Origin of the sequence: Pseudomonas sp. W15Feb34, from assembly GCF_023127765.1 — a bacterium.
GTDB lineage: Bacteria > Pseudomonadota > Gammaproteobacteria > Pseudomonadales > Pseudomonadaceae > Aquipseudomonas > Aquipseudomonas synxantha_A.
In genome coordinates, this window is sequence record NZ_SPKN01000016.1 from 14,123 (window position 1) to 34,637 (window position 20,515).

Annotated in this window: 17 protein-coding genes; 5 read left to right on the top strand and 12 right to left on the bottom strand. The window is 60.9% G+C overall.

The window, feature by feature from the left end:
• The first annotated feature begins 240 nt into the window (after positions 1-240).
• Positions 241-2,733 (top strand): hypothetical protein, encoded by a 2,493-nt coding sequence (locus E4O97_RS07460; protein WP_248161050.1) that lies wholly within the window; start codon positions 241-243, stop codon positions 2,731-2,733.
• A gap of 75 nt (positions 2,734-2,808) precedes the next feature.
• On the opposite strand, the gene E4O97_RS07465 is transcribed toward E4O97_RS07460, so the two are convergent.
• The 4 genes from E4O97_RS07465 to xylA form a co-directional block, all read right to left on the bottom strand.
• Positions 2,809-3,945 carry a sugar ABC transporter permease gene (locus tag E4O97_RS07465; RefSeq protein WP_078821023.1) on the bottom strand — a complete coding sequence of 379 codons (1,137 nt, stop codon included), beginning with the start codon at positions 3,943-3,945 and terminating at the stop codon, positions 2,809-2,811.
• Positions 3,946-5,502 (bottom strand): D-xylose ABC transporter ATP-binding protein, encoded by a 1,557-nt coding sequence (xylG, locus tag E4O97_RS07470; protein ID WP_248161051.1) that lies wholly within the window; start codon positions 5,500-5,502, stop codon positions 3,946-3,948.
• Entirely contained in the window at positions 5,499-6,500 is a 1,002-nt protein-coding gene (gene xylF / locus E4O97_RS07475; protein WP_032876549.1) for a D-xylose ABC transporter substrate-binding protein, read from the bottom strand. The genes xylG and xylF overlap by 4 nt, the downstream gene beginning before the upstream one ends.
• 88 nt (positions 6,501-6,588) lie before the next feature.
• Entirely contained in the window at positions 6,589-7,905 is a 1,317-nt protein-coding gene (gene xylA / locus E4O97_RS07480) for a xylose isomerase (RefSeq protein ID WP_248161052.1), read from the bottom strand.
• A 215-nt stretch (positions 7,906-8,120) separates the two neighbouring features.
• Between xylA and E4O97_RS07485 the strand changes: the two genes are divergently transcribed.
• The 4 genes from E4O97_RS07485 (at position 8,121) to E4O97_RS07500 (ending at position 11,860) form a co-directional block, all read left to right on the top strand.
• Complete coding sequence (locus tag E4O97_RS07485) at positions 8,121-8,603, top strand: hypothetical protein (RefSeq protein ID WP_248161053.1); 483 nt, start codon at positions 8,121-8,123, stop codon at positions 8,601-8,603.
• A gap of 70 nt (positions 8,604-8,673) precedes the next feature.
• Positions 8,674-10,074 carry a PAAR domain-containing protein gene (locus tag E4O97_RS07490; RefSeq protein ID WP_248161054.1) on the top strand — a complete coding sequence of 467 codons (1,401 nt, stop codon included), beginning with the start codon at positions 8,674-8,676 and terminating at the stop codon, positions 10,072-10,074.
• Complete coding sequence (locus E4O97_RS07495; protein WP_078821029.1) at positions 10,071-10,460, top strand: hypothetical protein; 390 nt, start codon at positions 10,071-10,073, stop codon at positions 10,458-10,460. The genes E4O97_RS07490 and E4O97_RS07495 overlap by 4 nt, the downstream gene beginning before the upstream one ends.
• 194 nt (positions 10,461-10,654) lie before the next feature.
• Positions 10,655-11,860 (top strand): XylR family transcriptional regulator, encoded by a 1,206-nt coding sequence (locus E4O97_RS07500; RefSeq protein WP_078821030.1) that lies wholly within the window; start codon positions 10,655-10,657, stop codon positions 11,858-11,860.
• Here the strand turns inward: E4O97_RS07500 and E4O97_RS07505 are convergent.
• From E4O97_RS07505 to E4O97_RS07540, 8 genes are read right to left on the bottom strand one after another with little or no spacing between them, the layout of a single operon-like run.
• Entirely contained in the window at positions 11,748-13,175 is a 1,428-nt protein-coding gene (locus E4O97_RS07505) for an isochorismate synthase (protein WP_248161055.1), read from the bottom strand. The genes E4O97_RS07500 and E4O97_RS07505 overlap by 113 nt on opposite strands.
• Positions 13,172-13,480 (bottom strand): isochorismate lyase, encoded by a 309-nt coding sequence (locus E4O97_RS07510; protein WP_005787433.1) that lies wholly within the window; start codon positions 13,478-13,480, stop codon positions 13,172-13,174. Before E4O97_RS07510 ends, E4O97_RS07505 begins: the two co-directional genes overlap by 4 nt.
• A complete protein-coding gene (locus E4O97_RS07515; RefSeq protein WP_248161056.1) occupies positions 13,477-14,223 on the bottom strand; it encodes an alpha/beta fold hydrolase in 747 nt (248 codons plus the stop codon). The genes E4O97_RS07510 and E4O97_RS07515 overlap by 4 nt, the downstream gene beginning before the upstream one ends.
• The gene (locus E4O97_RS07520; RefSeq protein WP_248161057.1) at positions 14,220-15,818 is read right to left on the bottom strand and encodes an AMP-binding protein; all 1,599 of its coding nucleotides are present in this window, start codon (positions 15,816-15,818) and stop codon (positions 14,220-14,222) included. Before E4O97_RS07520 ends, E4O97_RS07515 begins: the two co-directional genes overlap by 4 nt.
• On the bottom strand, positions 15,811-16,530 hold the full coding sequence (locus E4O97_RS07525) for a VOC family protein (protein ID WP_248161058.1): 720 nt from the start codon (positions 16,528-16,530) through the stop codon (positions 15,811-15,813). Before E4O97_RS07525 ends, E4O97_RS07520 begins: the two co-directional genes overlap by 8 nt.
• On the bottom strand, positions 16,527-17,666 hold the full coding sequence (locus E4O97_RS07530) for a Gfo/Idh/MocA family oxidoreductase (RefSeq protein WP_078821034.1): 1,140 nt from the start codon (positions 17,664-17,666) through the stop codon (positions 16,527-16,529). Before E4O97_RS07530 ends, E4O97_RS07525 begins: the two co-directional genes overlap by 4 nt.
• Entirely contained in the window at positions 17,663-18,841 is a 1,179-nt protein-coding gene (locus E4O97_RS07535) for a cytochrome P450 (protein WP_248161059.1), read from the bottom strand. The genes E4O97_RS07530 and E4O97_RS07535 overlap by 4 nt, the downstream gene beginning before the upstream one ends.
• Positions 18,838-20,514, bottom strand: a complete 1,677-nt coding sequence (locus E4O97_RS07540; RefSeq protein ID WP_248131596.1) for a class I SAM-dependent methyltransferase — start codon at positions 20,512-20,514, stop codon at positions 18,838-18,840. Before E4O97_RS07540 ends, E4O97_RS07535 begins: the two co-directional genes overlap by 4 nt.
• Position 20,515: the final 1 nt, after the last annotated feature.

A 20,515-nucleotide genomic window follows, 5' to 3' on the forward strand; every position in this document is an offset into this window, starting at 1 on the left:
GCGCGCCCAAAGGCGCCACTAACCAATGTGCAATATCGACAGTGAGCAATAGCGAAAACGGCATGTAACACGTGCCACGCTTATTGGAGGAACCTATTCGCTTGGAGGTGCGACTCATCTGACGGCTGATGTAGTTACGAGGGGGCGCGATCTGTGTACGCAAACTCCACCAGCGCAGCCTGCCCCCTATGATGCAGTCAGGTGGGGTAATCGCAATTGTCTGAAAAAGGTACCTAATCAATGTTTTTGGATGATTTTTCTTCACTGAGCCCCGATTGCTATTTGCCCGGTGATCCCTCGTATTCAGAGATCACGGGCGCACTGGATTTCCCCAGCAACAATACAGCTGACCCTCTCAGCGAAACATCGAGCATTCTGGCCCGACCTCTGTCCCAAGAGGCGCTTTACACTACGATCATCCATGGACCTTTCACGGGCTCTTTGCGCAATACCCTGGAAGAACAGCTGCAGTGTATCGATGCGTATGCCCTCCGGGTTACCGCGCTGATCGATAGCATAGAACGGGGGAACGAAGGTGAGCGCAATATCCGGTTCCAACAGACTCGTCAGTTCCTGGAACCTGCAGGTTACTTTAGCGCCGGATTGTTGGCCGCTGGGTACGACCCCCATGAAAAAATCAGCGTGACATTCAACACTTACGTAGGGAAATGGATGCCGGAGGTAAAAACCAACACGGACACACGCACCTACTTTGCATGGGAAATAGCAGCCGGCGCGCTAAAGCACGACCGGACATCGGAAGGTGGCCTGGTCAATTTCCGAACAACCCACATCGAGCCACAAGACCGCAGCAGGATCAGTGATCTGGAGGCGTTGGGAGCGCGACTCCAGGGCCATTGGGAAGCTGAGGTAGCCAAGCCAATGAGCGATGAGTCAGGGCCACTGGCCGAGCGCTCGGGCAAAGCGGATGTCTATGTGCTGCGCGGCACCTTGCAAAGCCTGTTAAACGATAAGACTGGCTTCGAACAGTTAAGCGTTGAAACACAAGAGGCGATCCATCGAACATTATATTGGAACGGCCAAGTCATTATTCCCAATCTCTATGGTTACCCATTGGCAGGCTATGCCTTTATTCCTGACTTGCCCTTTGATGGGAATGTCGAGCATCGACCCAATAAGGGGTTGATGATTGATTTGAAGAGCGGCAAGGCCAGTGAAATATCGGGCGATAGAGGGTTTTCCGAGTGGGCCAAAGAAAATCGCGATAGCATCGTCAGTCGATTCAATGCCAGCGACAGACAAGGCGGTAAAGACGCGCATTGGCCCAAAGCTGGCGAGGTACTTGATCATTACATTGCGGGCAATCTTGCTACCTATCCGGGGCGTCAAAACATAGTCAAAGACAAGGCTGTGCCGGTGTGGGAAACATTCAATTATACGAAGTCGCGAGGCAGTGATTATTTTTTGAAGCACGGTAGCCTCAGCTCCGGTATTGCCGCAGCGTACCAAGGGTTAAATGCCAATAATGCGGTGTGGAATGACCAGACACAGGTATTTGGCGCCTCGCAGCAACGATGGAAGGCAATAAAAGAAGTATGGGGCAGTACCTTTGGTTATGCGCCCGTCGTTGGCAATCTGGGCCAGATCGTTTTCGGAGTGCACGACTCCATTTATGGCATGACGGCTAATGATCGCGTAGCAGGCAATGCCGCAGCGGCCATTTCAGCTTTGCAGCTGGCGCACGAGCTGTCGCCAGTCGGGCCAGAGGCGCAGGAGCCGCCACTCATACCGTTTAACGCCAGCGCCAATGATCGTTACCAATGGCACCCTGCAGTGCAGCCTAACGAAGTTGAACTGACGCGAATATCAAATGCTCCGGCCACTACGCCGTCCACCCCAGCGCCAACCTTTGCGGGAATGCGCGAGGTGGAGTTCAGGGGCAAGAAGTATTTTGTTGCTGACAAACCCGATGTGGCAGATGGTGAACATTACAAGTTGCGAGTACCCGACGCGCAAGCCCCCTCAAAATTGGCATATAGCGGCATTGCCGCCAAGCCGGATGAGGCGGGAGTGTGGACAAGAATGGGAGTCCCGGGTGGGGGGCTGAAAGAATATTTTTCCCGTAAATACAGACAGGCACGGGAAACGTTGGACGCCGTTGCTCAACAACATGCCGACATGGCGCTCCCCGTCAAGGAACACGAGGTAGAGCAGTTTACAAAGACGCTGGTTACACTTATGGGCGAGAGTAATGCGGGTGAGTTCGAATGGATTGAAACCTACACTCACGCGGATTCCGACTTTGTCAACGGACCACTGAGAGCGGGTAAGACCACGCCTGAGCTTGAAGCGTTTCTCGGCGAGTTCAATCAATTGAACCCTTATGAAGGCAAAGCTTATCGCTCGGCTTTTGTTACGGATGAAGGCGCGAAAAGGCTTAAAGATGGTGTTGGGAAAGTGTTCCAGGACCCGGGGGTACAATCTGCTTCGGCGACGGTGCGTAATTCTGCCGAATGGGAAGGATGGGCCAAAGGCGCGGCGAAGCAGCGAACCCATGCCACCCAGCAGGTGGTGTATGTATTTGATGAGTCAGTGCCGAAAATGAATATGTCGACGGACTTTTTGAAGGACCATGTTGCCATAGGTGCTGGAAAGGTTTTGCAGGTGCTGGCTTTCAAAGAGCAGGGCCAAAAGTTGTTTGTGTACCTCGCTTCGCCCTCCAAAATACCGAAGCATGTTTACAATCTATTTGATGGGAAGATCATTTACTGATTGCCTGAGCCCCTCAGTCGGCTGGATGGCGGCATGACTATGTGCGCCACGCCGCCGTTTTGAGGGACTGGCGAATCAGCGCCGTCCTGCCCGCGTACTCACATCCACCCACACCGCCACTACCAAAATGCTGCCCTTGACGATCATCTGCCAGTAACTGTCCACGTCGAGCATCGACATGCCGTTATCCAGGCTGGTAATCACCAATGCTCCGAGCAACGCGCCATACACCGTGCCCGAGCCACCGCGCATCGAGGTGCCGCCAATAAAACATGCGGCGATGGCGTCGAGTTCGCCCATGTTGCCCGCCGACGGTGACCCGGCGGCGAGGCGGGCGGTGTTGACCAGACCGGCGAGGGCGCACATCACGCCCATGATGCCGAAGATCCACAGTTTCACCGCTTGCACATTGATGCCCGACAGGCGCGTGGCTTCCATATTGCTGCCCACCGCATAGACGCGGCGGCCGAACACGGTCTGGCGAGTGACGTAGCTGAAAACGCCGAGCAGCACCAGTAACAACAGCACCGGTACTGGAATGCCGTCGTAGCGGTTCAGCGTGGTGACAAACCCGGCGAGCACCGCACCGATCAGCACCACGCGCAATCCATCACGCATCAGAGAGTGCGCGGCCAAACCATGCAGCGCGCGGTTGCGCCGTTGTTTCCAGGTGAGGAATACCGTCAGGGCAAACAGCAACACCCCGAGCCCGATACCGACGGTGTGGGGCAAATACCCCTGGCCCACATACACCAGCGACGGCGACACCGGTGCAATGGTGGTGCCGCCGGTAATCCCCAGCAAAATCCCGCGAAACGCCAGCATCCCGCCCAGGCCGACGATAAACGAGGGGATGCGCAGATAGGCGGTCATGTAACCGTTGGCCAGGCCGATCATTAACCCGCACAGCGCCACCAGGCTGAGGTTGGCCAGCAGCGGTACGTGATAGACCACGTCCAGAATCGCCGCCAGCCCGCCCAACAGTCCGAGCAACGAACCCACCGACAAATCGATCTCGCCGCTGATAATCACCAGCACCATACCGCACGCCAATATGCCGGTGATCGACATCTGCCGCAGCAGGTTGGACAAGTTGCGCGGCGTGACGAAGCCGCCCTCGGTCTGCCAACTGAAAAACAGCCAGATGAACGCCACGGCGATCACCAGGGCGAGCATTTTGTAGCGGGTGAAAAGCTGTTTGACCTGATTCATCTACGCGGTCTTCCGATTATTAGGGTGTTGGCTGAGCGCAGCGGCGAGCACCTGTTCCTGGGTAAGCCCCTCGTTGATGAAGTCACCGCGCAGTTGGCCGTCGCCGATTACCAGCACGCGGTTGGATACGCCAAGCACTTCGGCCAGCTCCGAGGAAACCATGATGATCGACACACCTTCGGCCGCCAGCGCGCCCATCAGTTTGTAGATCTCATACTTGGCGCCCACATCCACCCCGCGTGTGGGTTCGTCGAGGATCAGCACCTTGGGCTTGGCCATCAGCATTTTCGCGAGCACGGCCTTTTGCTGATTGCCGCCGGACAGGCTGGTGATCGGCAGCAACGGGCTGGCGGTCTTGAGGTGCATACGTGCGATTTGCTGGTCGATGCTGCCCAGTTCGGCTTCGGCGTCGATGCGGCTCAGGTGCGCGTAGGTGTCGAGCACAGCCAGGGTGATGTTATGGCCGACGCCCAGGTCGGGAATGATGCCTTGGCGCTTGCGGTCTTCGGGCACCATGCACAACCCTGCGCGGATCGATTTGAGCGGCGTTCGCGTATCGACGATTTGGCCGTCCAGCCACACCTGCGCGCTGTAGCGGCCGGGGTAGGCGCCGAACAGTGCCGACACCAGTTCGGTGCGCCCGGCGCCCACGAGCCCTGCAATGCCGAGGATTTCGCCGCGCTTGAGCACAAACGAAATATCGTCGACGCGCTTGCGCTTGGGGTTGTCGACGTCGTAGCAGGTGACGTTGCGCGCTTCAAAAATCACCTCGCCCACTGCATGTGGCTCGGTGGGGTAGAGGTTGCTCATTTCGCGGCCGACCATCTGGGTGATGATCTGTGCAATGTCCATGTCCGCCATGGCGGTGGTCGCGATGTGCTTGCCGTCGCGGATCACTGCGATGGTGTCGCACACCGCCGCCACTTCATCGAGCTTGTGCGAGATATACACGCAGGCCACGCCCTTGGCCTTGAGGCCCTGGATGATGCCCAGCAGCACTTCGATTTCCGAGCGGGTCAGGGCTGAGGACGGCTCGTCAAGGATCAACAGGCGTGCTTGCTTGTTGAGGGCCTTGGCGATTTCCACCAGTTGCTGGTAGCCGCCGCCGTACTGCGACACTGGCAGCGCCACGTTCATGTCCGGTACCTTGAGGTCGCGCATCAAGGCTTCGGCCCGTTGCAGCATCGCCGGATAGTTCATGCGCCCGCCGGGCAGGGTCAGCTCGTGGCCCATGAAGATGTTTTCGGCCACCGACAGGTCGGGCACCAGGGTCAGTTCCTGGTGAATGATGACGATGCCGGCGGCCTCGGTTTCGCGAATGGACTGGGCCTTGAGCGGTTGCCCGTCCCAGAGGATTTCGCCCTCCCAGGTACCGTAGGGGTAGACCGCCGACAGCACCTTCATCAAGGTGGATTTCCCGGCACCGTTCTCACCGCACAGCCCGACGCACTCTCCCGGGCGTACCTTGATATCGATGCCATTGAGGGCGTTGACACCGCCAAAGCTTTTGACGATGCCGTTCATTTGCAGCAGATAGTCGGTGGCCATGGCGGTCATTGCCCGCCGATCTGCTCTTTGGTGTAGAACCCATCCTTCTCCAGTACGTCGATATTGGCTTTGGTCAGCGGTGTTGGGGTGAGCAGGATGGTGTCGACTTTCTTGCTGCCGTTGTCGTACTGCGAGCTGTAGGTTGGCTTTTCGCTGCGCGCTAGTTGCACCGAGAGCTTGGCGGCTTCGGTGGCGATCAGCTTGAGCGGCTTGTAGACGGTCATGGTCTGGGTGCCGTCGATCACGCGCTTGATTGCCGCAAGGTCAGCGTCCTGGCCGGAGATCGGCACCTTGCCCGCCAGCTTCTGTGCGGCCAGGGCCTGGATCGCGCCGCCGGCGGTGGCGTCGTTGGAGGCAACGATGGCATCGATCTTGTTGTCATTACGGGTCAGGGCGTTTTCGACAATGCTCAAGGCTTCGGTAGGGTTCCACTCCTTGACCCACTGCTGGCCGACAATCTTGATGTCGCCCTTGTCGATAGCCGGTTGCAGCACCTTCATCTGGCCTTCGCGCAGCACCTTGGCGTTGTTATCCGTCGGTGCGCCGCCGAGCAGGAAGTAATTGCCCTTGGGCGCCGCTTGCAGCACGCCGTTGGCCTGCATCTCACCGACTTTTTCGTTATCAAACGAGATGTACGCGTCGATGTCTGCGTTGAGGATCAGGCGGTCGTATGACACCACTTTGATCCCGGCCTTCTTGGCTTCGGCTACGGCGTTGGTCAGCACCGTGGCGTTGAACGGCACGATCACGATCACATCGACGCCACGGGAGATCAGGTTTTCGATTTGCGAGATTTGCTTTTGCTCGTTGGCATCAGCGGACTGCACGAAGACCTTGGCATCAAGTTTTTCCGCGGCGGCGACGAAGTAATCGCGGTCGCGGGACCAGCGCTCCAGGCGCAAGTCATCGATGGAAAACCCGATTTTCGGATGGGCCGGATCGGCCATCACCGGCAAGGCGAGCAGGGCCAGGGCAGTTGCGAGCAGGGTGCGTTTGAATGACTTCATGGTGGTGCGTCCTTTTATTGTTGTTGGAAAGACACTAGGTGAAGACTCTCATTGTGGCGAGAAAGCTTGCTCCCTCGCCACAGGACACTCAGGTGTAGATAAACCGATTCACAACCCCCTCAAGCATCTCCTGTCGACCACTCACGGCCTGCGGATTCAGTTCGTGGGCAAACGCATGTTCAGCCAATGATTCCAGGCTGAACTGACCTGCCAGCACCGCCTGGCCCAATGGCTGCTCCCACCCGGCGTAACGCTGGTCCTTGAATTGCTGCAACGTGTCGTTCTGCACCATCGCCGCCGCACGTTCCAGGGCCAGCGCCAGCACATCCATGGCTGCCACATGCCCGTGGAACAGGTCCACCTCGTCCAGGCTCTGGCGGCGCACCTTGGAATCGAAATTGTAGCCACCGTTCTTGAAGCCTCCGGCCTTGAGGATTTCATAGGTGGCCAGGGTCATTTCTTCGACGCTGTTGGGGAATTGGTCGGTGTCCCAGCCGTTCTGCGGGTCGCCGCGGTTGGCGTCGATGCTGCCGAAGATCCCGAGGGACACGGCCGTGGCAATTTCATGATGAAAACTGTGCCCGGCCAGCGTCGCGTGGTTGGCCTCGATGTTCACCTTGATTTCGTTCTCCAGGCCGTACTCATGCAGGAAGCCGAACACCGTAGCGCTGTCGTAATCGTACTGGTGCTTGGTAGGCTCCTGGGGTTTTGGCTCGATCAACAGGTCACCCGTAAAGCCGATCTTGTGCTTGTGCTCCACCACCATGCGCATAAACCGGCCGAGCTGCTCTCGCTCACGCTTGAGGTCGGTGTTGAGCAGGGTTTCATAACCTTCACGGCCGCCCCATAGCACGTAGTTGGCACCCTTGAGACGCAGCGTGGCATTCATCGCACTGAACACTTGCGCGGCGGCGTAGGCAAACACCTCCGGGTCGGGATTGCTCGCGGCCCCGGCGGCAAAGCGCGGGTTGCTGAAGCAATTGGCGGTGCCCCACAGCAGCTTGATGCCGGTCTGTTCCTGATGGCGCTCCAGGTGATCGACCATCTGTGCGAAATGGTTGCGGTACTCCTTGAGCGAGCTGCCTTCCGGCGCTACGTCGGTGTCGTGAAAGCTGTAGTAGTCGATGCCCAATTTGGAGAAAAACTCAAAGGCCGCCTCCGCTTTGCTGATTGCCACCTCCATCGGATCGCCATTGCGCTGCCATGGGCGTTTGAACGTACCCATGCCAAACATATCCGCCCCCGGCCACACAAAGGTATGCCAGTAACAGGCGGCCATGCGCAGGTGTTCGCGCATGGGTTTGCCGAGGATCAGTTTGTTGGCGTCGTAATGGCGAAAGGCGAGGGGGGATGTGCTGGCAGGGCCTTCGAAGCGAACCTTGTCGACACCGGGGAAATACGGCATGGCGGTTTCCTTATTGTTCTGGGCGGTGTCTGGATACTAGCAACGGCGCCTTGGCCGCTGATTATGAAAATCACCAAAGGGGAGTGCGATTTTGAGTGAATGGCTCAGAACGGCTCAGGGAGTACAGGATTAAAGGAAACGTCTGACTTTACGTTGGGGATATGCCTCTTCAAAGTTTGGGGTGTCAGCTAAAACCAACCATTAAGGAAGAAACTATGAGCGCATCGCACTCCTTGCTGTTTACCAATGATGTGACGCCTGAATTATTAAACCAATTAGATAGCCCACCATTTACGGAGCAGCAATTATCCACCTTTGATGAGTGCGCTTTACAGGTCGTTAAAGATCAGCAGACTTATTGCATCGCTCACCCGCCCATTGCTATTTACCGAGTCGCTGCCGAAGGCAGTCAGACCCGTAACGGTGGTGTCATCAAGCACACCGCTTCGGCATTTGAATTTCGATTGGCGGATGGTTCGCAAATACGCGGTGCGCACAAGGGGGATTGTGTGGAATACCCCGACGGAACTCAGGCGCTTATTGTGACCGGCTCGGGCGAAGCAAATAGCAATCTCGCGTTGGTAAGCAGTTATCTCAGTAACGGTGATCAGATCATTAATACACCTCAGGACTCGTTAGTCTTTATCGAACGTCATGGCGTACCACTGGCAGAAGACTTCCTACCCACTATTGAGTGATGAACCGGCCAGGGCGCAACGCCCTATTGAGAACATGCTGGTTCATTCGAAATGAATTTAAGGGAACACAATGAGCATAGGTTATTTCATCGGCCTGGGTGATAAAACCACCTGTGGCGGCAAAGTGCTGGACGGTGACAGTCGCATCAACTTGTATGGCCTCCTTCACGCGCGTGAAGGTGATCGCGTCAGCTGTGGCAAAGATGGCAAAACCTATAAGATCGTCGGCGGCATTTACTACATGAACAGTCACGGCAAGCTGATGGCCGGCACGCTGGACAGCCATAGTGACTGCCCGTGCAAAGCCCGGCTGATTCCCTCGGTTTTTACAGCTACCTATGAAAGCCGAAACACCGCACTGCAAGTCACCCGTAGTGCAGCAGAACCGGCCCGAACAACGGCCAGCAGCAACTCAGTTGCGCACACCCCCTCAAGCAATTTGCCCCTGGCTATATTCCCCGGCCTGCAAAGCCAGGAGCCAGGTTTTTATATCGCGCCCGAAAGCATGACCCGCGAAGCATTGGAGGCCTCGCTGTTTCCGGCTCGCGACCTGGTGGTGATGCGCAAGTTTCAATCCTTGAACCCCAATAAAGGCCATGTCAAAGCCGGCTCAATGATCGTGCTCAGCGATCCGAGCAATACCTCCTGCACCTATCAGGAAGCGCAGCTGATGCAGGCTGCTCGACACGTCGATGCGTCCTTGGATGCCCTGACGCCAGACGAGGCCGACTTTCTGTATCGTCATGGCGCCGAGATCGCAGGCTTTATCGGTCATACCTCAACCTGGCTCGGCGTGAGTGCGGTGGTGATGGAGAAGCACCTGAGTAATCTGCGCGACACACTCCAGGCGATGGAGCGCCTGCACCAGGAAAGCTATCGGCAGCACGGCCACCTTAGATCGCCGCAGTTCTTTGCTGATCGTCAGCGGCTTATGAGTCAACTGGATGCCCATTTGCTCAACTCCACCCGCTTGCGTGGCCAAACCACGCTGGGCGATCACCCGAAGTTGAAAACAGCCCTGGGTATTTCCAGCCGTAGCCTGGTGCATCACTGGGACAAGGCGGGCGGGCCGGGGCAGATTCCGGGGTATGCCGCTCATGTGGAGGCGGTTAGTCGTGCCACGAAGTATATGAAGGCAGGTGGTTATATCGGTATAGGCCTTGGTGGGGTGTCTTCGTTGTTGGCAATTCAGCAGGTGTGTAATGGCGATTCTGGTGCGGCTTGCGAGAAGGTCAAGTTTACGGAAGTAGGAAAATTTGTGGGATCTGCTTCTCTTGGAGCTTTGAGCGGGGTGATGGCGGGTGCTGCCAGCGGTTCTATTTGCATGGCGATCGGCGTAGCGACTGGAGGCATCGGCGGGGTTGTTTGTGTCGCGGCTATAGTGGGAGCAGGCACATGGGTGGGTACGACAGGAGGAGCGATGGCTGGTGAGGCTATGGGAGAAAAACTCTACGAAGTTAATCAACCATGAGCAATATCGACACGTGGTCTCCGTGGGTTGCAATCGCTTTTCTGGGCGGCCCCATGCTGCTTGCAGCTTGGACCTTTGCATACAGCCTTTACCTGACCCATCGCCATTTGGACGCGATAAAAGATGCCTTAAAGAATAGCCGTTATATTTATATCTGGGGCCCAAGCCTCGGAAAACGAGGTTTGATTTGGTCTCTCTTGGAAATGTCGAAAATCACTGGAATGATAATGTGGCCGAAAGCTTCTCTCATTCTTGGAGAATTGGACCCAGTCGATCTGAAAAATTTTCCACCTTACTTAAAGCGTCGCCTCACCGTTAATTTGAAGATAATGATCATTGCCTTCATTTGGATGTTGATCGGCGTTGCACTGCTGAAGTTTAGGTAGTTTGAACGGCGACAAACATGACTGTAAAGCCTCGGCATTTCCAACCTCAGCCTGCCGCATCTGTGGTTTCGGTTGGTACGCCGAGGCAAACCTCAAATCGAGGCACTGTTTATGCTTGCCAATTCTCCCACCTACCTATTGAGAACCCCGACCTGCCCGCCTAATCTGCACCCACCGGCCCCAGGACAAAAACAATGAAAACCCTACCGCCCGTGCACCGCATCGCCTTGCTCTTCAACGGCAGCAAAATCTACGACCGTGGGATCATCACCGGTATCGGCAATTACCTGAGCAGCACCCGCGCTTCCTGGGACCTGTTCCTGGAAGAGGATTTTCTCTGCCGTCTGCGCGGTATCGAGCGCTGGCAGGGCGATGGGATCATTGCCGACTTCGATGACCCGCTGATTGGCGAGGCGTTGGCCGGGAGTCGGATACCGGTGGTGGCGGTGGGGGGATCTTACGAGGATGTCAGCGCGTACCCCAAGGGCATTCCCTATGTTGCGACCGATAACCATGCCTTGATGAAGCTGGCCTACGAGCATTTGATCGAGGCCGGGCTGACGCGGTTTGCCTGTTTCAGCCTGCCCGAGGCCCAGGCCAATCGCTGGGCGCAGGAGCGTGAGAAAGCCTTTCGCGGCTTGGTGCAACGCGATGGTTTGCCGGTGGAGATCTATCGCGGCCTGGGCACCAGTGCGCCGTTGTGGGACAGCGCGGTGGAGCAGCAGATTGCCTGGCTGCACAGCCTGCCCAAGCCCATCGGTATTATCGCGGTCACCGATGCTCGCGCCCGGCAGTTGTTGCAAGCTTGCCTGACGGCGGGCATTGCGGTGCCGGAGGAGGTGGCGTTGATCGGGATCGACAACGACCCGCTGACTCGCACCCTGACGCGGGTGCCGCTGAGTTCGGTGATCCAGGGCACCGAGACCATGGGCCGTACTGCCGCGGCCTTGCTGCATCAGATGCTGCACGGCAAGCCCTGCACCGGCACGCAGGTGCTGGTGCCGCCGGACGCGATCAACGTGCAGGCCTCCAGCCTGCATCAGCCCTTGGGTAACCCTTATGTGATGCAGGCATTGCTGTTTATCCGCCAGTACGCGTGCCAGGGGATCAAGACCGACCAGGTGGCCGCCTATGTCGGGGTCTCACGCTCGTCATTGGAGGCGCACTTTCGCAAGGTGCGCGGGTGCAGCGTGCATGACGAAATCCTGCGCTTCAAACTCGCCGCCGCCGCCAAGGGCCTGGAGAACCAGGACCTGGCCATCGCCGACATCGCCGCCCGCTGCGGCTTCACCTCTGCGCAGTACTTGCATACGGTGTTTCGCCGCGAGTTTGGCTGTACGCCACGTCAGTATCAGCAGGGCAGGTCGGTTGCAGCGCCTGTTGCATGCTTGCCAGCTTGATCTGGGTTTCTTCGTACTCATTGGCTGGCAGCGAGCCCTCGACAACCCCACAGCCGGCAAACGCATGGCAGTGCCTGGGGGTGATCAGCGCCGAGCGCAGGGCCACGAGAAAATCGCCATTGCCTTCGGCGTCCAGCCAGCCCACTGGTGCGGCATACCAACCGCGATCAAAGCCTTCGTGTTCACGGATAAAATCCAGCGCAGGCGCGCGCGGTAAACCGCCGACGGCGGGGGTAGGGTGCAATGCCTGGATACCGTCCAGCAGGCGCTTGCCGGCGTTGAGCCTTGCGGTGATGGGCGTGCTCAAATGCTGCACGGTAGCAAGTTTCAGCAAGCCGGGGTGCGGCGCGGCGTACAGGTCGCTGACCTTGTCACCCAAGGCTTGGGTAATGGTCTGCACCACCAGTTGATGCTCGTGCTGCTCTTTCGGGTCGGCCAATAAACGTTCCCCCAGCACTTGGTCTTCATTGGGCTTGAACCCACGACGGGTGCTGCCTGCCAGGGCGTGGGTGGTGAGACGGCCCGCCTCGCAACTGAGCAACCGCTCGGGCGTGGCACCCATGAAGCAGTGTTCGCCCCGGTGAATCGCGAACAAGTGCGAGGCGTTACGCCGAGCGTGCAGGCGGCCCATCACCGCGCCAGTGTCGAGCGCGGCGTCCAGGTGGTGGTCGATATGCCGCGCCAGCACCACCTTGCTCAAGTCACCCTGGGCGATGGCGTGCAAGGCGGTCTCGACCTTGACCTGCCATTGATCCCGCGGCAGTGCGACGCGTTCCAATACATGGGGGGTAGGAGCAACGTGGGTGGCTGGGTTGAGCAGTTGTTCAAGGGCGGCCAGGCTTGCTTGCACCAAGGCCGCAGGATCGCTGCCGGGCTCGACCACGCGCTGGCAGCGTAGCCAGCGCCCGTGGGTGTCCTCGCTGAGCAACCAGTGGGCAAGGTGGAAACTGGCATCGGCAAACGGCGCCCAATGGGATGCGCAGGGCTGCTGCTCATCAAAGCGCATACCGCCCAGCAGCAAGGGCGGATGCGGGCCGTCCACCAGCGCATCGGCGCACAGTGCGAACCATTGGCGATCCACTTCGGCCATGCGCTGGGGCCCCGAGGCTTCGATCTGCCAGGTGCAGCCGAGGCCGAACAAACTTAAGTCCGGCGAGTGCGCACACCAGAAGAAACCCTGGCGATGGGCCTTGTACACTACCAAGGGCGCCAGCGTCGGCGCGGGGTAGGCGCTGACGGCAATAACGGGGCGCTGGTACGCCACCGCCCGTTGGTGCGCGGCCTGGAAGGTCTTGAGCAAATCGGCCGCGTTCATACGCACTGGCTCTTTTTCTGTAGCCAGAAGGCCGTCTGCTCGGCGATGTACCAGTGGATGATCTGGTTGAACAGGCCCTCGACAAATTCTCCATCCAGCCCGACCTCCTGCGCCCACTGCCGGCGCTGGGGCAACATCGCCGCAACGCGATCGGGTGCGGCAATGCTGGCCTGGTCGGGTTTGAATGCGGAGGCGGCCTTGACGTATTGCATGCGCAGGCCGAGGGCGTCGATGATCTGCTTGTCGAGGCTGTCGATGGCATGGCGAATGTCGTGAAGGCCAGTGCAGTGTTCCGGGGTTTTCATCGTGCGTCTCCCTGAAGGTAGGCGGTGCGCTGCAACAGGTGGTCGATCACCGGTCGCGGCTGATGCTTGAGGTAAAAGTGGTCGCCGTCGAACAGGCGGATGTCCGGGGTATGGCGGCTCAGGTCGGCCCAGGCGCGAGCCTGCTCCAGGCTGACTTCGGCGTCATCGCGGGCCAGCAGCACGTCCAGCGGTGCCGTTAACGGCTGCAGGTTCGCGGGGCGCCAGGTTTCGATGGCCTGGTAGTCGCTGCGCAATGCCGGCAGAAACAGCGTGCGTAACTGCGGGTTGGCCCACAGGTCGGCGGCCTGGGCGTCCTGGCGCAGGATGTCGGCAATCAACGCGCTGTCGTCCTGGCGATGCAGGTCGCTGGACGGTTGCCGGTGCGGCGGTGCATGGGCCGAGACAAACACGTGATCAGGGCCTACCCCGGCGGCTTCCAGCAGTGCGCCCACGGCATAGGCAAGCGCTGCGCCCATGCTGTGGCCGAACAGCCACAGGGGCCGCGCAGGCAAGGTCAGCAACGCCTGGCTGATGTGCTCGGCGAGGGTCGCCAGGCATGGGATATGCGCTTCGTTGAAGCGCTCTTCGCGCCCGGGGTACTGCACTGCCAACAGGTCAATGTCACCCGGCAAATGCGCCAGCCACGGCCGAAAAAAGCTCGCGCTGCCACCGGCGTGGGGCAGGCACACCAGGCGTGCGCGGGGCTGTTGCCCCTCACGCAATACACGTAGCCACGGGCTCATAAGGCCAGCACCTGTTCCGCCAGGGCCTTGCGGTTGACCTTGCCCAGGCGCGTCAGCGGAAACTCGCGCAGCACCTGCAAGCGGTCTGGCAACTTGTAGGCCGCCAGCCCACGTTCGCGCAGCCAGGCGTTGATCGACGCCAGGTCCAATGGCGCGCTGTGGGCCAGTACGCAGGCGCAACTGCGCTCACCCAGCAACTCGTCGGCCAGCGCCACCAGTGCCACATCGCGGATCAGCGGATGGCCGAGCAGCAGGTTCTCGATCTCTTCCACCGGAATCTTTTCGCCGCCCCGGTTGATCACATCCTTGCTGCGCCCCTCGACGATCAAATGCCCTTCGGGCAGGCGCCGTACCAGGTCGCCGCTGCGATAAAAGCCATCGGCGGTAAAGGCGCGCTGGTTGTGCTCGCGAGCGTTGTAGTAACCGCGAATGGTGTAGGGCCCGCGCACCAGCAATTCACCGACGGCGCCGGGAGCCACCGGCACATCGTCGGCATCGACAATACGGATCTCATCCGCAGCGGTCAGCGGCAGGCCCTGGGTGTCGAAGACCAGCGCCTGCGGGTCATCCAGCCTGGTAAAGCACAGCAATCCTTCGGCCATGCCGTACACCTGTTGCAGGCCACAGCCCAGGGTGGGGCGGATGCGTGCGGCGATCTCGGCCTTGAGGCGTGCGCCACCGACTTGCAGCCATTGCAGGCTGCTGAGGTCGTTGTCGGACCATTGCGCCACTTCCAGCCACAGCAACACCAATGGCGGAATCAACGCCGTGTGGGTAATGCGTTCGCGCTCGATCAGTTCGAAGGCGGTGTCGGGGCTTGGTTCCGGCGCCAGTACCAAGGTGGCGCCGACACTGAACACCCCGAGTGCGCCCGGCGAGGCCAGCGGGAAGTTATGTGCCACCGGCAGCGCCGCCAGGTAACGGGTGTGGCGGTCGAAACCGCAGGCTTGCGCCGCCAGCCGGGCATTGCACGCATAGTCGTCATGGGTGCGTGGGATCAGCTTGGGCAGGCCAGTGGTGCCGCCGGACAGCAATAGCACCGCCACATCGCGAGCGTCCGGCGCCGGGAACGGGTGGGGGGTGGCGACGCAGTCGGCCAGGGCCACGAATTCCTCGGCTGCGCCTACCACCCACACCTGTTGCAGGCTCGACACCTGGCTACGCAACGTACGCGCCAGGGGCCGATAATCGAAGCCCAGGTGCTGGTCGATAATCACATAGGCCACCGCTTGGCTAAGGTGCGCCAAGTGGGCCAATTCATGTTCGCGGTGGGCCGGCAACGCAAACACCGGGATCGCTCCAAGGCGCAACAGAGCGAAGGTCAGGCTGAAAAACTCGGCGATATTGGGCAGTTGCACCAGCACTCGCTGGCCGGCGACCAGCCCGCGCGCGGCGAGGCCAGCGGCCAGGCGGTCGGCGTGTTGGTCCAGCTCGGCGTAGCTCCAGCGTCGGTTGCCGTCCACCAGCGCCTCTTGCTGCGGCGTACGCTGGGCTTGCTCACGCAGCAGTTGGCCCAGTGGCACGCCTTGCCAGTAGCCTTGCTCGCGGTAGCGGCGGATAAAATCTTCGGGCCAGTCTGTGAATCCATCAAGCATGGCTATCTCCATGTGCAGTCGGGCAGCTCAGCAATTGCGCACCGTGTAACGTCAATGGTTGCGCCAGGCCGGCGACTTGCACCGCCTGTACGCCGGTAAATTCGGCGGGTTGCAGGTGCAACATCGGGTCTTCGCCCGCGAGCAGGTTGAGGGCGCTGTGATCGGCGGGGCTTACGCCCAGGTGAATGGCCGCCAGCCCCGTGGCGCCGTTGGGATGGATCAGTCGCTGCGGGTGCTGGGAGGGCGAATAGGGCGTGACCAGAAACGGCAGGCGCTCATGCCGTGGGTAAACAAACCGAAAGCGCGTCTGGCTGCCGTCCGCACAGGTGCGTTGCCACTTCACCACACGGCCCATGGCCACGCCGCCGGCCGCCAGGTTTGTCAGACGGGGGGCCAGGGCCAGATCATCGCAGAGCAGCGCCAGGTCGCAAAAACCTTCACCCTGGGCAGCCCAGCGCAACATGCGCCGCCCGGCGCCACGCCCGGCCAGGCAGTCGATGGGCCACTTGAACAACCAGGCATGACGCGGGGTGGTGAGCAGCTCGATGATCGGCCCGTGGCTGAACCAGATATGCGCGTGTTGCGCGCGGGCCTCGGCGGTGGCGTAGATGACCTCGAAACCGGCGGCGCGAAAGTTCGCCACCGCCTGGTGCAGGTCGCGAACCCACAGCAGCACATGGCTGCAGGACGAACGGGATTGGGCAGTGTTCAAAAGGGCAGGGCTCCCACGAGTTGCGCGCTGGGGTCAGCGCCAGGCGGCTGTACGGCGTCGGCGCAGCGATGCAGTTCGGTCATCGGCAGCGCGCGGGGAATCGGCGGTTCAATCAGTTCCGGCATGCCGATCAGGCTGTTCATTTCACGCCAGGCCATCGACACCTCGGTGGCCCACATGCCGCTGCGCAGGCGCTGCGCCGGTTCGGCGATGTCGGCGCACAGCGCATCCAGGGCGAGGCTGACCGCATCGGGCCAGAGCTGGTTGAACACCTGGTGATAGCTGGCGGGTATGTGCGGGTCGAGCACCACCATGCTCGGCCCGGCCAATCGTTCACTGCCTTTGCCTGCCATGATCAGGCGGTCGGTGTCGTCCCGTGGTGCGTGCAGGCGTGGGTTCCACAGCACCGGGCCGTGGGTGTCGCACAGGCTCAGCACGCCGCCTTCACAGCCGACTTCAAGGCGATGCAGCAGGAACGAGTGGTTATCCGGGTCCTGGGGATGTACCTGGTTTTGCACGCGCAGGCTGATCGGCACGCCATTGAAGCTGGCGTTCAACCGCGTGAAGGGTTGCGCACCGACACTGGCGGCCGGCGCCGCAAATACCCAGGGCCGCAAACCACCGGCCAGGCGCCCGAGAATATCCAGCAACGGGTAGGCCACCTGGCTGTTACAGGCCGCGTCGATATAGGCCAGCCCTTGTTGCTCACGCAGGTACGCGGCTACCGCCAGAAAACGCCGGATCGCAAGGATATTCGGGTACAGCGTATTGACCGCATAGGCCGCCTGGCCCTGACGCGCCGCCTGCATGCACGCGGCGATTTCGCGGTGATGCACCGGGTGTTCCTGCAATACGTGAATGCCACGGCGCAAGAACTGCTGGGCCAGTTCGCTGCCCACGCCACCGGTGGCGCCGGAACGCACCACCACGCAGGCAATGTCGACGCTATCGGGCACCTGCTCGACGGCCTCGTACAGCGCCACCCCGTAGTGATCGGCGCAGGCCTTTGAATAGGCATTGCCACGCGACAGGATGCCGACCAATTCATAGCGCTCATGGGCACGAGCCAAGGCTTGCAGGTAGATGCGGCCGAACGCGGTGCCGGCGACGATCACGCGTGGACGAGCGCGGCTCATGACCAGGTCACCGGCAGGCAGTGGGTACCGCGAAAGAACGTCGCCGTTTTCCACTGCACCTGCCCGCAGCGTTGCAGGTTGGGCAGGCGTTCTACCAAGGCTTGCAACGCCTCTTGCAACTCCACCCGCGCCAGCGCCGAGCCGATGCAGTGATGCAGGCCGTGGCCGAAGCCGAAATGGCCGCCGGCATTGCGTTGCAGGTTGAGGGTTTGCGGGTCGGCAAAGCGCGCCGGGTCATGGTTGGCCGCACCGATGGACGCGAAAACGGCTTCGCCCTGGCGAACCAGGGTTTCACCCACCTGGATATCTTCGAGGGCGTAATGCACAAACATCGCCGCCGACGCCAGCGGGATATAGCGCAGCAGTTCTTCCACCGCCTGCGGAATCTGCTCGGGATGGGCCTTGAGTTGTTGCCACTGTTCGGGGTTGTCCAGCAACACCAGAATGAAATTGGGGATCTGCGAAGCACTGCCTTCGTAGCCGGCGACGAGGATGGCGATGCACAACAGCAGCAGTTGGTCTTCGTTCAGGCGCTCGCCTTGGTCATCGGCCTGGGCCAGGGCGGTCATGAAATCGTCCTGAGGCTGACGGCGCCGCTCGGCGACCAGGCCCTTGATGTACTCGGCCAGTTCACCCAAGTGCTGTTGGGTCAACGCGGCGTCTTCGGCGCGGGTCGACAGCAATGAGTCGTTCCATACCTTAAAGCGTTCACGGTCTTGCAGCGGTACGCCCAGCAGCTCGCAAATCAACGCCAGGGGCAACGGTAAGGCATAGTCGCCAACCAAGTCGGCGGGCGGGCCGGCGGCGAGCATACGGTCGATCAACTCATGGGCGTAGGCCCGGGCATGGGGGCGCAGTGCTTCGACGCGCCGCCGGGTAAACGCCTGGGCGGCGCGGGAGCGGATCCGAGTGAGTTGCGGCGGGTCCATCATCACGATGCCGCCGGCAATTCGCGGGAATGCTCGCGGGGCATCGTCGCGGCGAAATGCTTCGCTGCGGCTGAAGCGCCGGTCGCCCAGCACCAGGCGCACATCGTCATAGCGGGTGGCGAGCCAGGCGGGCGCGCCGATGGGCATCTGGATACGCAGCAGGCCCGGTGCTTGCTGGGCATGGCGGTAAGGCTCGGCGAGCTCCAGGTCGGTGAAGGCATTGAAAGGGTAGGCCAGCGGGGTCATGGCAAGTCCTTGGCGGTAGGCAGGTCGGGCAAACGGTCGAGCAGTTCCAGGTGCAGGTCTGGGTGTTCCAGGTGCGCGGCCAGCGCGGCGCGGCTCAAGCGTTGGCAGGGCACTTGGGCGACGAACACACGATGGCCGAGCGACGCCAGCGGGTGGTCGGCGGCGGGCAGGCTGCGATTGCCCTGGAACCCGGCGCGGGCCAGGGCGGTTTGCCATTGGTTGAGGTCGAGGAAGGTACTGCTGCTCAGCGCGCGCTCATCGCTGGCCTGGTTGAGCATGAAAGCCTGGGAGGCCATCACCCAGAACTCCTCCTGGGTCGGCTCGCTGAACACCAGCCAGCCGCCGGGTTTGAGCAAGGCGAGCAGGGTGGCCAGGGAGCGCTCGGTGTCGCGGGCGGCATTCAGCACGCCCCCGGCGACGATCAGGTCCCAACTCTGGGTGCGATAGCCTTGGGCAGGGGCGGGGCGGTCGATATCAAACACCCCGTGGCGCACCCACGGCCAGGCGTGCAGACGCTCGGCGGCCTGCTCGCTGAAGTAGCGCGACACGTCGGTGCACAGATAGTCCACCGTGACCTTGGCCAGGGCCGGCACTACGGCCTGGGTGGTGGAACCGGTGCCGGCACCGACTTCCAGCACCCGCAAGGGCTCGGTGCCGCTCTGGCGCGCAGCCCAGGCGCCAATCCAGTGAGCCACGGCGCGATGCTGGTACTGCGCCGCCAGGCTTTCGCGGTACAACGCCGCCGCACGTTCGGTGCGGCCTTCGGGAAACAGCAGGTGCACCGCCGCGCACTCACCGCGCATCAACGCCGGCAACTGGCGAGCGTTGTCGCGAGCGTAATCGAGGGTGGCGCTGCCGCCGGTGTTGCGCGCCCAGTCCAGGCTCAACTGTGCCCAGATGCCCTCCAGGCTGGCGTCGCTCCAGGTGCTGGCGTCGAGGCTGGGATGCAGGTGGTCGCCTTGGCAGCGCAGCAAATCCTCGGCTTGGAGCACGTCGAGCCAGCGTGCGATGAGCGGGCGGTGGCCGGGGGCGATGCCGGCATTGGCGAGGCTGTGCGCCACATCGTTGAGTGGTGCGGGCAGCAGGTCGCACTGCTCCAGGCCATTGAGCATCGACAGCAAGGCGGCGTGGCTCAAGCGCTGGTTCAACTGTACGGCGTCGGTCAGCTGCGTGACGCTGAACTGCTGATCGACGGCGGCTGCGGTCGCGTCCAACTGATCGTCCACTGTCGCCGGTTCGCACGGCTGGGGCACCGCGAACAGCGTCGTGCCGTGCAGCGCCACCGCATTCACCTGGGGATGTTCCAGTGCCCGCTGGCACCAGCGCTGGTGCTCACGCTTGACGCTGACCAGGTCGCGCCCGTCATCGGTAAAACCCTCTACGTGGCAATCGAGCTGCGCCGCTGCCCGTTCCGCCAACTGCCAGTCGCCCGGTCGGAGGCTGATGAACAACAGTTGTTGCAGATGGCTCAGATCACTCAGGGCCAGGGCGGGAAAGTCCAGCAGACGCTCCAGTTGTTCGGCGCTCATCATTACCACCGCCGGACGCTGGCGTTCGAGCACTGCCAGCAAACGGGCCGGGGCCTGTTGATGCAGGCCCAGGTCGGTAAAGACCGGCAAGCGCCAGGGGTGCTTGCCGGCGGGCAGTTCGATCAGCAAGGTGTCGATATTCATG

Coding starts and splice junctions, on each gene's coding strand:
- xylF (WP_032876549.1), bottom strand. CDS start 6,500: ATGAAGTCATTCAAACGCACCCTGCTCGCAACTGCCCTGGCCCTGCTC.
- E4O97_RS07540 (WP_248131596.1), bottom strand. CDS start 20,514: ATGAATATCGACACCTTGCTGATCGAACTGCCCGCCGGCAAGCACCCC.
- E4O97_RS07505 (WP_248161055.1), bottom strand. CDS start 13,175: ATGAACGCGGCCGATTTGCTCAAGACCTTCCAGGCCGCGCACCAACGG.
- E4O97_RS07460 (WP_248161050.1), top strand. CDS start 241: ATGTTTTTGGATGATTTTTCTTCACTGAGCCCCGATTGCTATTTGCCC.
- xylG (WP_248161051.1), bottom strand. CDS start 5,502: ATGACCGCCATGGCCACCGACTATCTGCTGCAAATGAACGGCATCGTC.
- E4O97_RS07465 (WP_078821023.1), bottom strand. CDS start 3,945: ATGAATCAGGTCAAACAGCTTTTCACCCGCTACAAAATGCTCGCCCTG.
- E4O97_RS07500 (WP_078821030.1), top strand. CDS start 10,655: ATGAAAACCCTACCGCCCGTGCACCGCATCGCCTTGCTCTTCAACGGC.
- E4O97_RS07490 (WP_248161054.1), top strand. CDS start 8,674: ATGAGCATAGGTTATTTCATCGGCCTGGGTGATAAAACCACCTGTGGC.
- xylA (WP_248161052.1), bottom strand. CDS start 7,905: ATGCCGTATTTCCCCGGTGTCGACAAGGTTCGCTTCGAAGGCCCTGCC.
- E4O97_RS07520 (WP_248161057.1), bottom strand. CDS start 15,818: ATGCTTGATGGATTCACAGACTGGCCCGAAGATTTTATCCGCCGCTAC.
- E4O97_RS07535 (WP_248161059.1), bottom strand. CDS start 18,841: ATGACCCCGCTGGCCTACCCTTTCAATGCCTTCACCGACCTGGAGCTC.
- E4O97_RS07495 (WP_078821029.1), top strand. CDS start 10,071: ATGAGCAATATCGACACGTGGTCTCCGTGGGTTGCAATCGCTTTTCTG.
- E4O97_RS07530 (WP_078821034.1), bottom strand. CDS start 17,666: ATGAGCCGCGCTCGTCCACGCGTGATCGTCGCCGGCACCGCGTTCGGC.
- E4O97_RS07510 (WP_005787433.1), bottom strand. CDS start 13,480: ATGAAAACCCCGGAACACTGCACTGGCCTTCACGACATTCGCCATGCC.
- E4O97_RS07515 (WP_248161056.1), bottom strand. CDS start 14,223: ATGAGCCCGTGGCTACGTGTATTGCGTGAGGGGCAACAGCCCCGCGCA.
- E4O97_RS07485 (WP_248161053.1), top strand. CDS start 8,121: ATGAGCGCATCGCACTCCTTGCTGTTTACCAATGATGTGACGCCTGAA.